This is a genomic window from Acinetobacter sp. BSP-28, from assembly GCF_044130285.1.
Lineage (GTDB): Bacteria > Pseudomonadota > Gammaproteobacteria > Pseudomonadales > Moraxellaceae > Acinetobacter.
The window spans coordinates 82,759-97,341 of sequence record NZ_JBIQOB010000014.1 but is presented as its reverse complement, the minus strand read 5'-3'; the positions used below and the strand labels follow the sequence as shown (position 1 = coordinate 97,341).

General features: G+C 43.2%; 16 protein-coding genes. 9 read left to right on the top strand and 7 right to left on the bottom strand.

All coding sequences use genetic code 11. The annotated features are described in order from the left end of the window. Positions 1–325: 325 nt before the first annotated feature. The gene (locus ACE01R_RS11655; RefSeq protein ID WP_395551355.1) at positions 326–1,966 is read right to left on the bottom strand and encodes an acyl-CoA synthetase; all 1,641 of its coding nucleotides are present in this window, start codon (positions 1,964–1,966) and stop codon (positions 326–328) included. Positions 1,967–2,204: 238 nt separating this feature from the next. On the opposite strand from ACE01R_RS11655, the gene ACE01R_RS11650 reads away from it, so the two are divergent. The 4 genes from ACE01R_RS11650 (at position 2,205) to infC (ending at position 7,377) form a co-directional block, all read left to right on the top strand. Further along, positions 2,205–3,485, top strand: coding sequence for a D-arabinono-1,4-lactone oxidase (locus tag ACE01R_RS11650; RefSeq protein WP_395551354.1), 1,281 nt, complete (start codon positions 2,205–2,207; stop codon positions 3,483–3,485). A 16-nt stretch (positions 3,486–3,501) separates the two neighbouring features. Continuing rightward, positions 3,502–4,662, top strand: coding sequence for an alanine racemase (locus ACE01R_RS11645; protein ID WP_395551353.1), 1,161 nt, complete (start codon positions 3,502–3,504; stop codon positions 4,660–4,662). Positions 4,663–4,897: 235 nt separating this feature from the next. Further along, complete coding sequence (gene thrS / locus ACE01R_RS11640) at positions 4,898–6,820, top strand: threonine--tRNA ligase (RefSeq protein ID WP_395551352.1); 1,923 nt, start codon at positions 4,898–4,900, stop codon at positions 6,818–6,820. 5 nt (positions 6,821–6,825) lie between these two features. After that, positions 6,826–7,377 carry a translation initiation factor IF-3 gene (gene infC / locus ACE01R_RS11635; RefSeq protein WP_395551356.1) on the top strand — a complete coding sequence of 184 codons (552 nt, stop codon included), beginning with the start codon at positions 6,826–6,828 and terminating at the stop codon, positions 7,375–7,377. A gap of 126 nt (positions 7,378–7,503) precedes the next feature. Here infC and ACE01R_RS11630 read toward each other — a convergent pair whose 3' ends face one another. Beyond that, positions 7,504–7,971 (bottom strand): Hsp20 family protein, encoded by a 468-nt coding sequence (locus ACE01R_RS11630; RefSeq protein WP_086195389.1) that lies wholly within the window; start codon positions 7,969–7,971, stop codon positions 7,504–7,506. Positions 7,972–8,286: 315 nt separating this feature from the next. On the opposite strand from ACE01R_RS11630, the gene ACE01R_RS11625 reads away from it, so the two are divergent. From ACE01R_RS11625 to ACE01R_RS11615, 3 genes are all read left to right on the top strand, one after another. After that, complete coding sequence (locus ACE01R_RS11625; RefSeq protein WP_395551351.1) at positions 8,287–8,910, top strand: glutathione S-transferase N-terminal domain-containing protein; 624 nt, start codon at positions 8,287–8,289, stop codon at positions 8,908–8,910. 85 nt (positions 8,911–8,995) lie between these two features. Then, on the top strand, positions 8,996–9,280 hold the full coding sequence (locus tag ACE01R_RS11620; RefSeq protein WP_395551350.1) for a hypothetical protein: 285 nt from the start codon (positions 8,996–8,998) through the stop codon (positions 9,278–9,280). A gap of 15 nt (positions 9,281–9,295) precedes the next feature. Then, the gene (locus ACE01R_RS11615) at positions 9,296–9,721 is read left to right on the top strand and encodes a YqaA family protein (protein ID WP_395551349.1); all 426 of its coding nucleotides are present in this window, start codon (positions 9,296–9,298) and stop codon (positions 9,719–9,721) included. Between the two features lie 34 nt (positions 9,722–9,755). Here the strand turns inward: ACE01R_RS11615 and ACE01R_RS11610 are convergent, their stop codons facing one another. Together ACE01R_RS11610 and ACE01R_RS11605 are read right to left on the bottom strand one after the other, a co-directional pair. Then, the gene (locus ACE01R_RS11610; RefSeq protein WP_395551348.1) at positions 9,756–10,496 is read right to left on the bottom strand and encodes a TonB family protein; all 741 of its coding nucleotides are present in this window, start codon (positions 10,494–10,496) and stop codon (positions 9,756–9,758) included. Between the two features lie 102 nt (positions 10,497–10,598). Next, complete coding sequence (locus ACE01R_RS11605; protein ID WP_395551347.1) at positions 10,599–11,858, bottom strand: MFS transporter; 1,260 nt, start codon at positions 11,856–11,858, stop codon at positions 10,599–10,601. Positions 11,859–12,094: 236 nt separating this feature from the next. On the opposite strand from ACE01R_RS11605, the gene rpmI reads away from it, so the two are divergent. Together rpmI and rplT are read left to right on the top strand one after the other, a co-directional pair. Next, on the top strand, positions 12,095–12,289 hold the full coding sequence (gene rpmI / locus ACE01R_RS11600) for a 50S ribosomal protein L35 (protein WP_002054552.1): 195 nt from the start codon (positions 12,095–12,097) through the stop codon (positions 12,287–12,289). 12 nt (positions 12,290–12,301) lie between these two features. Next, positions 12,302–12,661 (top strand): 50S ribosomal protein L20, encoded by a 360-nt coding sequence (gene rplT / locus ACE01R_RS11595; protein ID WP_004647525.1) that lies wholly within the window; start codon positions 12,302–12,304, stop codon positions 12,659–12,661. A 91-nt stretch (positions 12,662–12,752) separates the two neighbouring features. Here the strand turns inward: rplT and ACE01R_RS11590 are convergent, their stop codons facing one another. From ACE01R_RS11590 to lgt, 3 genes are all read right to left on the bottom strand, one after another. Further along, positions 12,753–13,118 carry a hypothetical protein gene (locus ACE01R_RS11590; protein ID WP_395551346.1) on the bottom strand — a complete coding sequence of 122 codons (366 nt, stop codon included), beginning with the start codon at positions 13,116–13,118 and terminating at the stop codon, positions 12,753–12,755. Further along, positions 13,118–13,504: a hypothetical protein gene (locus ACE01R_RS11585; protein WP_395551345.1), complete on the bottom strand. Its 387-nt coding sequence runs from the start codon at positions 13,502–13,504 to the stop codon at positions 13,118–13,120. Before ACE01R_RS11585 ends, ACE01R_RS11590 begins: the two co-directional genes overlap by 1 nt. 191 nt (positions 13,505–13,695) lie before the next feature. Then, positions 13,696–14,508: a prolipoprotein diacylglyceryl transferase gene (gene lgt / locus ACE01R_RS11580; protein WP_395551344.1), complete on the bottom strand. Its 813-nt coding sequence runs from the start codon at positions 14,506–14,508 to the stop codon at positions 13,696–13,698. Positions 14,509–14,583: the final 75 nt, after the last annotated feature.

Sequence of the window (14,583 nt, the reverse complement as noted above, 5' to 3'; positions counted from 1 at the left end):
GTGGCTTTGATTTCAGACAATTGATTTCTTGGCTTTCTACTAAAACTAAAAAAGCGACTCAATCGAGTCGCTTTTTTATGCTTTGATATTTCTCTCTTGCGCTTTGTGACAAGGCAGTGCATTGTCGCTTGCTCAGGGAGGGAGTTAGAGAGAGGGCCGGCCTCTATTCCAGAAAATATTTTTCAAACAAATAATTTTTTTAAATAACAAAGTAGCAAATCATATATTTCTTAGAGATATACGGCTTCTACCTAGCCCTCACTTGCGCTGCGTTTTAAAGAGGTGCTTTAAAACTTGCTCAGGAGAGGGCTGGGGTGAGGGTAAATTATTGAAACTCACCCGCAGAACGTTCCTTCGCCCAGTCACGCAAGATGAATTTTTGCAGTTTTCCGGTTGAAGTCTTAGGAATTTCGGTAATCACCAAATCTTTCGGTACTTTAAAACGGGCCAAATGCTGTTTACAGTATTCAATTAGTTCTTCAGCTGTTGCAATTTTACCTTGTTTGAGCTCCACAAAGGCACATGGTACTTCCTGCCAGCGTGGATCAGGTTTTGCCACCACTGCTGCAGTCAGCACGGCTGGATGCTGATACAGCACTTCTTCCACTTCGAGCGAGGAAATATTTTCACCGCCGGAAATAATCACATCTTTGGAACGGTCTGTAATTTTGGCATAGCCATCCGGTTGGCAAACGGCAAGGTCACCGGTATGGAACCAGCCACCGGCAAAGGCTTCGGCAGTCGCTTCCGGATTCTTTAAGTAGCCTTTCATCACGATGTTGCCACGGAACATAATCTCGCCCATGGTTTTACCATCATGCGGTACTTCTTGCATGGTGTCAGGATCAAGCACTTTCATGCCATCTTGCAGTGGATAAGGCACGCCTTGACGCGAATGCAGTTGCGCCTGTTCCTGAATGGACAGGTCGCTCCAGCCAGCCTGTGAAGCACATAGCGCAGAAGGGCCATAAGTTTCAGTTAAGCCGTAAACATGAGTCACGTTAATGCCGATGTTACGCATGCCTTCAATGATTGCTGCAGGAGGTGCAGCACCGGCCACCATCACTTCGACACGGTGATCAATCTGGGTCTTTTTCTCTTCAGGGGTGTTGATCAGCATTGACAAGACAATCGGTGCACCACAGAAGTAATCGACTTTATGTTCGGCAATCAATTTAAAGATCAGTTCTGCATCGACTTTACGCAAGCAGACGTTGGTTCCGCCGTTGGCAGCCATAGTCCAGGCAAAGCACCAGCCATTACAGTGGAACAATGGCAGGGTCCATAAATAGGTGGCACGTGGCATCATGCCGCAAGCAATGATGTTACTGGCTGCATTGATGTAAGCACCACGATGATGGTAAACCACGCCTTTAGGGTTGCCTGTAGTTCCAGAAGTGTAACTTAAGCTGATGGCATCCCATTCATCTTGCGGTAAATGCCAGTCAAAATTGGCATCACCTTGCGCAATCCAGTCTTCATATTCGATCTGACCAATACGGGTGTCTTCACCCTCATATTCTTCATCGGCGACATCAATGACATAGACTTCTTGAGGAATCAGCGCCAATGCTTCGGTGGCAAGCTTGCTGAATTCAGGGTCAACCAGCAACACTTTGCTTTCAGCGTGTTCCAGCATGAAGGCAAGTGTCTTGGCATCTAGACGGGTATTTAAGGTATTCAGTACGGCACCCGCCATTGGCACAGCAAAATGTGCTTCAACCATTGCCGGGACATTAGGTAGCAGGACTGAAACGGTATCATTTTTACCGATCCCGAGTTTTTGGAGTTGGTGCGCAAACTGACGGCAACGATTGTATTTTTCACGCCAGGTAATACGACGCTTACCGTGAATAATCGCGTTCTGATTTGGATAGATATAGGCTGCACGATCAAGATAGCGTAAAGGTGACAATGCTACAAAATTTGCGGGGGTACGCGGTAATTCATCGTATGCGCTAACCATTGGAAAACTCCGTTGTATATTTATTTATTTTCATATCCTGTTGAAAAAGATATGCACTTCTTGAAAATCTTGCATTTATGCTTTAGTCGAGTGCTATTTAATAATTTTTAACATATTGAAAATTAAATAAATTATTTTATGGCACAGATTTTTTTTGAACTCATGGGTTCCCATATTTGCTTTTTTAGGTATTTTACTCTAACAGGGCAATTAAAATAGCATCAGCCAAGGAATAATAATGAAAATACAACAGGCGGATAAAGGATGGCAGAACTGGTCTGGAAGTCAGCAGGCACATCCACAAATTTTTCAACCTCAGCATATGAATGAATTACAAAAAATAGTGAAATCCTATAACCATATCCGTGTGGTGGGGGCAGGACATTCGTTTAGTGCTGTGGCTAAAACGGATAAGCTTTTGCTTAATCTCGATCAGTTAAAAGGCGTGGTTGCCTTTGATGAAGATAAAACCCAATGCACAGTGCAAGCAGGGACACGTTTATATGAGCTGGGCGAAGCACTGGCGCCAATTAATCAGGCCTTAATCAATCAGGGTGATATAGATCAGCAAAGTCTGGCTGGCGCCATTGCCACGGGCACACATGGAACAGGTGCAGATTTACCTTGCTTATCTGCATTTGTAGAAGGGTTTGAATTGCTCACCGCAGATGGCGAGCGGTTGCAATGTGATCCTCGGCAAAACATCGATATTTTCCAGGCCGGACGTGTTGCACTGGGCAGTCTGGGAGTGCTGACAAAAATTACCCTGCAAAATCGTCCCAGATATAAATTAAAAGAACAGATCCGGCTGTGTCCGATTCAGGAGATTTTTGCACATATTGATCAATGGAAGCAGCAGCACCGACATATTGAATTTTGGACATTCATCCATTCAGATCTGGTGATGTTAAAAACTCTGGATGAAACGGATGAAACCATTCAGCCGAGAACAGAGAGCTGGCCTTCGGAAGATGCCTTGCTGACCTTGTGTTCAGAATTGACTCGAAAGTTGCCTGCTACGAATCCTTATCTGCAAAAACTGCTCGGTGTCTTTGTCAAACCGACCTGCTATGTCGATTGGTCGCATCGCATTTTCCCCACACCGCGTAATACCAAATTTAATGAAATGGAATATCAGATTCCGGTTGAGCAAGGTTTGCAATGTCTGGAAGAGGTTTTAGCGACTTTAAGGAAGCATAAGGTGCCGATGTTTTTCCCCATCGAGTTCCGTTATGTCAAAGAGGATAATATCTGGTTAAGTCCTTTTTATCAGCGCGATTCGGTCTCCATTTCCATTCACCAGTTTTATAAACAGGATTATCACGCGATATTTGATCTGGTCGAGCCCATTTTGCAGAAATATCAGGGACGGCCGCATTGGGGCAAGTTGCATTCCATGAGCGCAGCCTCGCTGTGTGACCTCTACCCAAAATGGGACGAATTTATGGCGCTGCGTCAGCAATTGGACCCGCAGCAAAAATGGCTAAATCCCTATTTAAAGCAGTTGTTTCTGTTCTGAAAATAAGGAGAGGGTGATGCAATCGAATTATTTCCAGCAACTGACTCAGCATTTACAACAGCAGGGCACAGGAACACCGCAACTGATTCTAGATTTGGAGCACTATCAGCACAATTTGGACTATGTGCAGTCGCATTTGCCGGAACAGCTCCAACCACGTTTGGTGGTGAAATCTTTAGCCAATTTGCAGCTGCTCAAACTGGCCAGTGATAAACTGAATACCCAGCGTTTTATGGTGTTTCATCTGCCACATCTTGCAGAGATTATCCAGACATTTAAGCAAGCCGATATCTTGCTGGGCAAGCAGATGCCGATACATGCAGTAGAACGATTTTATCAGGCTGCAATTAATCTCGATCACCCGCCTTATATTCAATGGCTGATTGATGATTTGGGGCGCTTGCAGCAATATTTGCAGCTGGCACAATGGTTTAACATCTGTCTGAATGTGAATATTGAAATTGATGTGGGCCTACATCGGGGTGGTGTACAAAACTCGCAGCAATTTCTGGCCTTGCTCAAACTGATTCAGCAGCATTCAGCCCATCTCAAATTGACTGGTTTGATGGGCTATGATGCTCATGTCGCCAAACTGCCGAAAATTTTAAAGTCCGCGGAAAAAAGTTATCAACAATCGCAGCAAAGTTATCAACAGTACATCGACATTATTCGGCAACAATTCCCCAATTTATGGCACGAAAACCTGTGTTTTAATGGTGGCGGCAGCCCCACGTTTATTCAGCACTGTCAGCAGAGTGTTTGCAATGACCTGGCTTTTGGCTCGCTGTTGCTCAAGCCGGGCGATTTTGATCTGGCCAATCTGGCTAAACTGCAATATACATTATGGATTGCCACACCGGTACTCAAAGTTTTGCGCCATAGCCAGTTGCCCGGTCTGGAAGTCCTGAACCATCTTCCGCATAAATATAAAGCCCTGTTCATATACGGCGGTTACTGGCAGGCCAACTATATTTATCCTGAAAAAAGCAAGCCACATGGTTTGTATGGACGCAGTAGTAACCAGGAAATGCTGTTGGTGCCGAAATTCTGTGAGATTGACCGCGACGATTATGTGTTTTTACGACCTACGCAAAGTGAAGCGGTGATTCCGCAATTTGCTCAGCTCTATGCCTATGCTCAGGGTAAGTTCGAAGCATGGGATAACTTTAGAGAATAAAAAAGGAAAGCTGAAATTCCCTGATTGAGTTAAGGGCAAAGTATTGGCAAATAAATTCAAAATGCGCCAAATCGCGAATTTTCTAGGTGAAAAGGTTTAATCCTGTGGATAAGACGTGTAAAATTCGAGTCGATTTTTATTTATCCACCGTTTTTATCTTTTGAGGTTCTGCCTCGATCATAATCTCGCGGTGACATGCCCTATGGTACGGGGCATCACTCCTTAAGGATTTTTTATGCCAATTATCACTTTGCCAAATGGCGATCAAAAAGAATTTGATCAAGCCGTATCTGTGATGGACGTTGCACTTAGCATTGGTCCGGGTCTTGCGAAAAATACAGTTGCAGGTCGCGTAAACGACCGTTTGGTTGATGCGTCTGATCTCATCACTGAAGATGCAACTTTACAAATTATCACGCCTAAAGACGAAGATGGTGTACACATCATTCGTCACTCTTGTGCGCACCTGGTCGGTCATGCGGTTAAGCAATTGTTCCCAGAAGCGAAAATGGTAATTGGTCCTGTCATTGAAGAAGGTTTCTACTATGACATCTGGATGCCACGTCCATTCACTTTAGATGATATGGCAGCAATCGAAGAGCGCATGAAAAAGCTCATCGACCAAGACTATGATGTCATCAAAAAAATGACACCACGTGACGAAGTGATTGCAGAATTCACTGCTCGTGGCGAAGAATACAAATTACGTCTGATTGAAGACATGCCTGACGAAACTCAAATGGGTTTGTACTATCATCAAGACTATCTGGATATGTGCCGTGGTCCGCACGTACCAAACACCAAATTCTTAAAATCGTTCAAGCTCACTAAAATCTCTGGTGCTTACTGGAGAGGGGACGCGAAAAACGAACAGCTACAACGTATTTACGGTACAGCTTGGGCAGACAAGAAACAGTTAGCTGCGTACATCAAACGTATTGAAGAAGCTGAAAAACGTGACCACCGTAAAATCGGTAAAGCGCTTGATTTGTTCCATATGCAGGAAGAAGCACCAGGTATGGTGTTCTGGCATCCGAACGGCTGGACCATTTACCAGGTACTTGAACAGTACATGCGTAAGGTTCAGCAAGATAATGGTTATCTTGAGATTCGTACTCCGCAAGTGGTTGATTTCACGCTTTGGGAAAAATCGGGTCATGCGGCAAACTATGCAGACAACATGTTTACGACTCATTCAGAGAACCGTAACTATGCAGTGAAGCCAATGAACTGCCCATGTCATGTACAGGTATTCAACCAGGGTTTGAAATCTTACCGTGACCTGCCAATTCGTTTAGCTGAGTTTGGTTCATGTCACCGTAACGAGCCATCGGGTTCATTACACGGCATTATGCGTGTTCGCGGTTTTACTCAAGATGACGCGCATATTTTCTGTACCAAAGAACAAATCGGGACTGAAGTTGCAGACTTCATTAAACTGACTTTAGACGTTTATAAAGATTTCGGTTTTGAAGAAGTGCAAATGAAATTGTCTACACGTCCAGAAAAACGTGTCGGTGATGATGCACTTTGGGACATGGCGGAAAAATCTTTGGCAGATGCTTTAGATGCTGCCGGTCTTGAGTGGGAACTTCAACCAGGTGAAGGTGCATTCTACGGTCCGAAAATCGAATTCTCGTTGAAAGACTGCTTAGGCCGTGTATGGCAGTGCGGTACAATTCAGTGTGACTTCAACTTGCCAGAGCGTTTGGATGCCTCTTACGTAACAGAAGATAACGACCGTGATCAGCCTGTTATGTTACATCGTGCAATTCTTGGTAGTTTCGAACGTTTTATTGGTATACTGATTGAACACTACGCGGGCTTTATGCCACCTTGGTTGGCACCTACACAAGCGTGCGTGATGAACATTACCGATTCACAAGCTGAAGCATGTGAGTCAGTCGTCGCTAAACTTAAAGAAAACGGAATTCGTGCCATTTCTGACTTGAGAAATGAGAAAATCGGCTTTAAGATTCGTGAACGTACTTTAGAGCGTATTCCTTACTTACTGGTACTTGGGGACCGTGAAGTCGAGGAAGGTACAGTGAATGTGCGTACCCGCTCAGGAAAAAATTTAGGTACTATGTCAATCGATGCCTTCGTTGACCTAGTGAAAGCAGCCGTTGCCGAACGCGGCCGGTACATTGTGGAGTAAAAGCGATTAAACAGCCTGACCGTAATCAACAGGGCGGTAACAAATCAAACCGTCCTGCTTTGAATGATGAAATTCGTGCAAAAGAAGTCCGTCTTGTAGACGAAAATGGCGAGCAAAAAGGCATCGTAAGCTTAAATGATGCTTTACGTGCAGCTGAAGCTGTCGATCTTGACCTGGTTGAGATTGTGGCAAATGCTGAGCCACCAGTATGCAAAATCATGGACTTCAACAAGCATTTGTTTGATCTTAAGCAAAAGCAGAAAGAAGCGAAGAAAAAACAGCATCAAGTACAGGTGAAAGAAATCAAGCTCCGCCCTGCGACTGATGTTGGTGATTACAACGTAAAATTACGTGCCATTATCAAGTTCCTTGAAGAAGGCAACAAGGTAAAAATCACTTTACGCTTCCGTGGTCGTGAAATGGCTCACCAACAGCTGGGTCTGGCTCAATTGCAAAAAGTTGAAGCAGATGTGGTTGAATTCGGTGTAGTTGAACAAGCACCAAAAATGGAAGGTCGTCAAATGGGTATGCTACTTGGTCCTAAAAAGAAAAAGTAAGCCTCTATTGATGAAGAAAGCCCTGCAAAAGCAGGGCTTTTTTATAGCGATGATTTTTTGAATCGGTTTTTTAAGAGATCGTTTCAATCATTCAAAAGACCAATCATTGACCAGTCTTTTGGGGCGTTATTTTGTTGTTTCCTGTTGAGGTGAAGCAAGTTTTTCCGTGGTTTTGCTGCCAATTGGAATCTGGCGAGGTAGTTTTTCTTCTGGAACATTGCGCTGTAAGTCGATTTTTAACAAACCGTTTGCAAAGTCAGCTTGTTGTACTTCTACATGTTCATCCAGACGTAAAGACAGTTTAAAGGAACGGTGGGCGATACCTTTGTGTAAAAATTCTACCGTAGTATCCGATTTTTCTTCAACCGCTTTGCCGCTAATGGTCAGAACTTGATTTTCCAGGTTGATCTCGAGTTGGTCTTCGTTAAATCCGGCTGCAGAGACGACAATGCGGTAATTATTATCGCCGGTTTTTTCAATATTGTAATGTGGATAATTCGGTGTTTCACTTTGCATTGCATAGTCAAACAGGTCATTAAAACGGTCAAAACCGATGCTACGTCGGAACAGTGGGGTAAGACTGGAATTGCTCATGAATAGAACCTCCGGTTCTCAGAAAAGTTATAGAAGCATGATGATAATTCTGTAATGGATGGCATAAGTAATGTGAAGCAATATCCTGAATGGATGATTGCTTCATGTCTAATATAAGATTGGGTGGAGGCTTTTCAAGCATCAATATGTAACAATATCCGGGGCGGATTTTTGCCTGAAAATAATGCTTTATATTTAGTGGTTTTACTGATGAATCTATAATTAAATATGCGGATGTATGGTACTAAATCATGCTATAACTGGAATAAATTTTAAGCATGTCATGTAAAACGAAAAAGGCAAAAGGTAGGAAACATGATTGATCTCTATTATTGGGGAACACCCAATGGTCATAAAATTACAATAGCATTAGAAGAAATGGGTTTGGAATACCAAATTTTTCCCATCAATATTTTAGAAAATGATCAGTTTCAGCCTGACTTTTTACGTATTTCACCTAACAATAAAATTCCCGCGATTGTGGATCAGGATGGACCGCGTGGTGAAGCCATTTCAGTATTTGAGTCTGGGGCAATTTTGCAATATTTGGGCCGTAAAACCGGATTGTATTATCCAGTAGATGAGCAACAGCGCGTTGAAGTCGAGCAATGGCTGATGTGGCAAATGGGTGGTTTCGGGCCAATGCTGGGACAGAATCATCATTTTGGCCGTTTTGCGCCGGAAAAAATTCCCTATGCCATAGACCGTTATGTCAATGAGACTAAACGTTTGTATGGGGTGCTGAATAAGCAGCTCATTGGGCAAAAGTATGTAGCGGGTGAATATTCGATTGCCGACATGGCGATTTTACCGTGGATCCTACGCCATGAATGGCAGCAAATTCAGCTTGAAGATTACCCCTATGTGAAAGAATATGTAGATCGTCTGACTGCACGTCCTGCCATTCAGAAAGCATTGTCGATTCAGGTAGAGGACTAAAATGACTTGAATCGTAATTGTGTTAAGATGGCGCTATAGAAAAATAAACCACCCATGCGGTGGTTTTTTATTGGATCAGCACCTCATGAAAGCATTCGTTTTAAATTCAACGCGTATTCTGGAAAAAAATGCAAAAGTCTATTGGAGCATTATTTTTGGTATTGCGGCTTGTTTGATTCTTTTTATTGCAGAAGCCGTGCATATCCAGAATTTTATGGCAACTTTAAATACGCAGGACGAAAATGTCTTATACACAGCCATACAGCCTTTAACGCAATGCTATAGCTATAGCCGTTATCTGGTTCTGGTTTTAGCGGTGTTGTGGTCCAGCTATGAATATACCTCGACCAAGAAAAAACTCGGGCTTTAAACCGGTAGCATCCTGATGCCGGCTTACCTTTTACTGTTTATTTCTGCCTTTGGAGCTGCAACTTTATTGCCTTTGCAGTCCGAAGCCGTGTTATTGGCTCTTTTGGCGCAGGGCGATCATTCAGTTTTTGGGCTACTATTTGTTGCAAGCTTGGGAAATATTTTGGGTTCCTGTGTGAATTGGTGGCTCGGTTTTAAGATTGAACACTACAAAGACAAAAAATGGTTTCCTGTTTCACAGCAGCAAATGTTGAAAGCACAGGCGAGCTATCATCATTATGGTTATTGGTCATTATTGTTGAGCTGGGTACCGATTATTGGTGATCCGATTACTTTGATAGCCGGTTTGCTAAAAGAAAACTTCTGGCGCTTTCTGCTCATGGTCAGTCTGGCCAAAGTCGGGCGCTATTTATTTATCTATTTGGCTTTTACTCTATTTTAAAAAAGAGAGGCTTTTGCCTCTCTTTTTATTTTGCTTATTCACAGTGATTTAAGTCGAACTTAATCTCATCTTTAAATTTGGATTTTTTATACAGCCATAACGTACTGCCAGTACGCTTTACATTAATTTGGCTATTGGATACTGCTTGAACAATTTTTTGGTCTAAAGCATAAATACCTGAACCCTGTTTCACTTTAACTTTTTTCACATCACCATGCTTATTCACTTTAAAGTTAAATTTGACTGTACGATTATGGCCGTTGAGCAATTCAGAATCGATGTCTAGTTGTGGCTGAGTACGGTATGAAAAAGGTGTTTTTCTATTCTGCTGTTGCGCCTGCCAATTTTTAGATTCAAAGTCATAGGGACAAATTTCAGCATCATCCTGGCTTAATTTAAGACTAAAAGTTTGATAGCCAATAAGAGGCGTTGCCGTGTCATTTTCCATATAGGGTTTGACATGCGCTTCACGCACGGCTTGAACCAACAGGTTATCCAGATGGGTTAAACCGGTACTTTCCTCTACGCTGGCCTTGGTGACATTGCCGGTTTCATCTGCATAAATGCGAATAATGGCACTGCGATTCTGCTCTTTCAAATCTTCATTTTTATAGTCTGGACGCGGGAATTTGGTCCACTGAATGCGCGTGGTCAAATGCGCGGGAAGGGCTGCGCTTTTCTGAACGGCAAGCTGTTTTGCTGCTTTGGATTCAGCACTGTAAACAGTACTTAACGGTAAGCACATGAATAGAGAAAAACACAGTATTTGCTTCATAAATATTTATTTCTTAGTCAAACCAGATGTTGCGGCGGTAGCGGATAAAGTTAGTGCAAAGTATTTCCTGAATTGGAAATACTGGCAAGTCTAAAAATACAATTAATGTTCTTGATCATGCACTTTGGTAATATCGACGCCAAATAAATCATGGGTTTTTGCCCAGCTCATTGCCACCACCACCATGGTCATGCAGCCACCAAAGACCGTTGCCATAATGGTGCCCATATATTTCGCAGCCAGACCGGATTCAAAAGCGCCCAGTTCATTACTGCTTGAGACAAACATGCCATTCACTGCTGCGACGCGGCCACGCATATTTTCTGGAGGGTAAATCTGCAGAATGGTTTGGCGAATGACCACTGAAATACTGTCACAGGCACCGGTCATGGCTAAAGCAAACAGAGACAGCCACATGTTATTTGAAAAGGCAAATAGCAATGTGAATACCCCGAAACCTGCAACGGCGAGCAACATATTACGCCACGCATTTTGGGTCGGTGGAAATCTGGTTAAGGCAATCATGGTGATCAGTGCACCAATCGATGGTGCTGCACGCAAGTAACCCAAACCTTCGGGACCGACTTTTAAAATATCTTCGGCAAAGATCGGCAGTAAGGCAATGACCCCGCCAAAGAGCACGGAAACCAGATCCAGCGAAATCGCCCAAAGTACGATTTTGGTTTTCCAGATAAAGCGGAAACCATCGCCTAAACTTTCGATTAAATTATCTGTTTCGATTTTTGGAAAACTGCGTTTTTGCAGCAGGTTAATCAGGATGAAACAGATGGCCAATAGTACTGCTACGGACAGTAAGCTGGTTTCGCGACCTAAAAAAGCCAGCATAAAACCACCCAGCATAGGACCAATAATCACGCCACTTTGCCAGCCAATCGTGGTCCAGGTGGCACCATTGGCATAGAGCTCGCGTGGAATCAGGAAAGGTTTTAATGATGTGGCGGAGGGATTATAAAAACCGCGAATGGTACCCAGGCCAAAAATAACTGCGTATATGCCCCAGGATAGTGTAGTCACGCCGATCTGTCCTAGGCCATAGGCATGAAACAGCCACCATAGAACCACAGGCAAGGGCACGGCAAAGAACAGACAGATTTTCATGATGGTCTGTTTATTAAAGCGGTCGGCAAAATAGCCACCCCACAAGGACAAGGCAATAAAAGGAATTGCTTCGGCCAGACCAATCAAGCCCAGCGTCAAAGGATCTTTGGTAATCTGATACAGTGAATACGCGACAATAATTTCTTGAATTAAGATGGCGAGGGTGAGGCAGAACTGGTTGATCGTCACAATGGAAAAGTCACGATAACGCAGGGCGGCAAAAGCATCCTGTGCAGGGTTCATAGAGGTCCAGTATTCTTATGGTGTGATAATTATACTGTTGAATAGTTGATTTATTAATAAAAACATCCCGCTTTTGATAGTGAAAATAAGACGAAGAGAAGCCGATGATTGGTGGGTTATTTTTAGTATATGTGCTTTTGTTTTGAACAAAGATGCTTTAGAATATTCGCTCCCTTACCTGCAGGTCGTTTTTGCAATGGTGCAGACGTGCCGAACAGGTGTTTAAAGAGGTTGTTATGGCTAAGTTAAAAACTCGCCGTGGTGCAGCTAAACGTTTCAAAGCGACTGCAAACGGTTTCAAGCGTAAACAAGCGTTCAAACGCCACATTTTGACCAAAAAATCTGCTAAACGTATTCGTCAATTGCGCGGTTGTGTCATGGTTCACGTAAGTGACATGAATTCAGTTCGTCGTATGTGCCCATACATCTAAGGAGATTTATAAATGGCTCGTGTAAAACGTGGTGTACAGGCTCATCGCCGTCATAAAAAAATTCTTGCTCGTGCTAAAGGTTACTATGGCGCTCGCTCACGCGTTTACCGCGTTGCGTTCCAAGCAGTAATCAAAGCAGGTCAATACGCTTACCGTGACCGTCGTCAAAAGAAACGTCAATTCCGCGCTTTGTGGATTGCACGTATCAACGCTGGTGCGCGTCAAAATGGTTTGTCGTACAGCCGTATGATCGCTGGCTTGAAAAAAGCTCAAGTGATTATCGACCGTCGCGTACTTGCTGACATCGCTATGCATGACGCAGTTGCATTTGCTGCTTTAGCTTCTAAAGCTAAAGATGCATTAGCTGCTTAATCATCTTTGATGATTGAAAAAGACCGCTTTTAGCGGTCTTTTTTTATTTGGGTTTCGTCTTTTAAATTTCAGCAAAATCTACTCAATACTTTTAATCAAACTTGCGCTTTGGAAGGGTAGATAATATAAACAGGCCAATTGCAACAAATCCAATCGCCTGAATGGCGAGCATCAGTTTATGTTCTGCCGGAAGCATTGAAATTAACGTGATTAAGGCCATCAGCGGCATGATGAATACAAGAATCGTAAAACCTTTTTTATAGGGATTATTTGCCGAAACTTTTAAGCTTAGCGCTCTTAAAACATGGATCCCCATACCGATGCCCACACTTATTCCTGTAAACATGGGCGAAAGCTGCTGTACCGTAGAGCAGATATAAATGATCACACACGTTGCAATGCAGACCATCAGTTTAAGCTGACGACTACATTTGTCTGAATACCAAAACTCCAGCATTATTTTTGCTCGTCTAAGGGATCATTTTTATTCAGTAAAGATAAGGGCGAAAACAGACAAATGGCCAAAGCCATAAAACCAATGCCTTGAGCACCTGGAATAAGAATTTCACCATCCTGCATATGCATGAAAATTAGTGCCAATAACAGGGCAATTGGAATCCAGACCAATAAGCGGTAGAACAGGCCAGTCGGATTTTTTGCAGCAAAATGAATTTTGCAGTAACGGCAAATCAGGAAAATAATGCCAGTACCCATGAACATCAGGATGACATCCGGTTTTAAAGGTTCTATCCAGTACAGCACAGCTGTTGCAATAGCGATAACCATGAAGATCAGCAGTTTATGGAGGATGGAAACTTTAGGATTAAACCAAAATTCGAGCATATTCTTTTGAAAAATAGATGGGAACTGACTGCACTTTAGCATATGAGCTAGAGGGAAGCACAGATTCAGCCTACCTGTAGATTGTTTTAAATTTCTTTCTTAAGCACTTAGAGCCAGGGCGAGAGATAAAAAAAGGAGACATTTTTGTCTCCTTCATTCTCACCTTCTCCCAAAAGGAGACGGGATTTAATTTAGCTATTTTTCTGTGGACCCCAATCATAGATTTTCTTTTGATAGGCATACCACATCATCCATAGGCCAATCAAAATCATCGGTACAGTCAGGAACTGGCCTTTACTCATCCAGCCAATAAACAGCTGACCATTATCCGGTTCACGGAAGAATTCCACTACAAAACGGGCAATACCATAACCGATCAGGAACAAAGCAGAAACGGCCATACGTGGACGCGGTTTGGAACTGAACCACCATAAGACAATAAACAGGATTAAACCTTCAGCCAAAGCCTGATACAGCTGGGAGGGATGACGAACCAATTGCAATGGATCGGTAGGGAAAATCATACCTAAGGCAAAGTTTGGATCAGAGACTGGGCGGCCATACAGTTCACCACCAATGAAGTTGCCAATACGACCGAACATCAGGCCTGTCGGGACACAAGGGGCAATAAAGTCCAGTGTTTGAAACCAGGTCATCTTGTATTTCTTACACCAGAACAGCATGGCAAGCATCACACCCAGGAATCCGCCATGGAAGCTCATTCCTCCTGTCCAGACCTGAAATAACCATAGCGGATTGGCAAGAAACTGCTCAAAACCATAAAAGAATACATAGCCGACTCGACCACCCACCACAACACCTAAGGCACCATAGAAGATCAGGTCTGAAACCATGTCCGGTGTCCAGCCATCACGCTGTTTGGTTCTATAAGTTGCCAGTCCCCAGGCAAATAAAAATGCCAGTAAATACATCAGTCCATACCAGTGGACTTGTAATGGTCCCAGCGATACCGCAACCGGGTCTATATTTGGATAGGTCAGCATTCCTGTTCCTTGTGATTCTGTTTTGAACAGATTTTAGCTGAAACCAGGGAAAAATGTTGTACATTCAATGTGTAA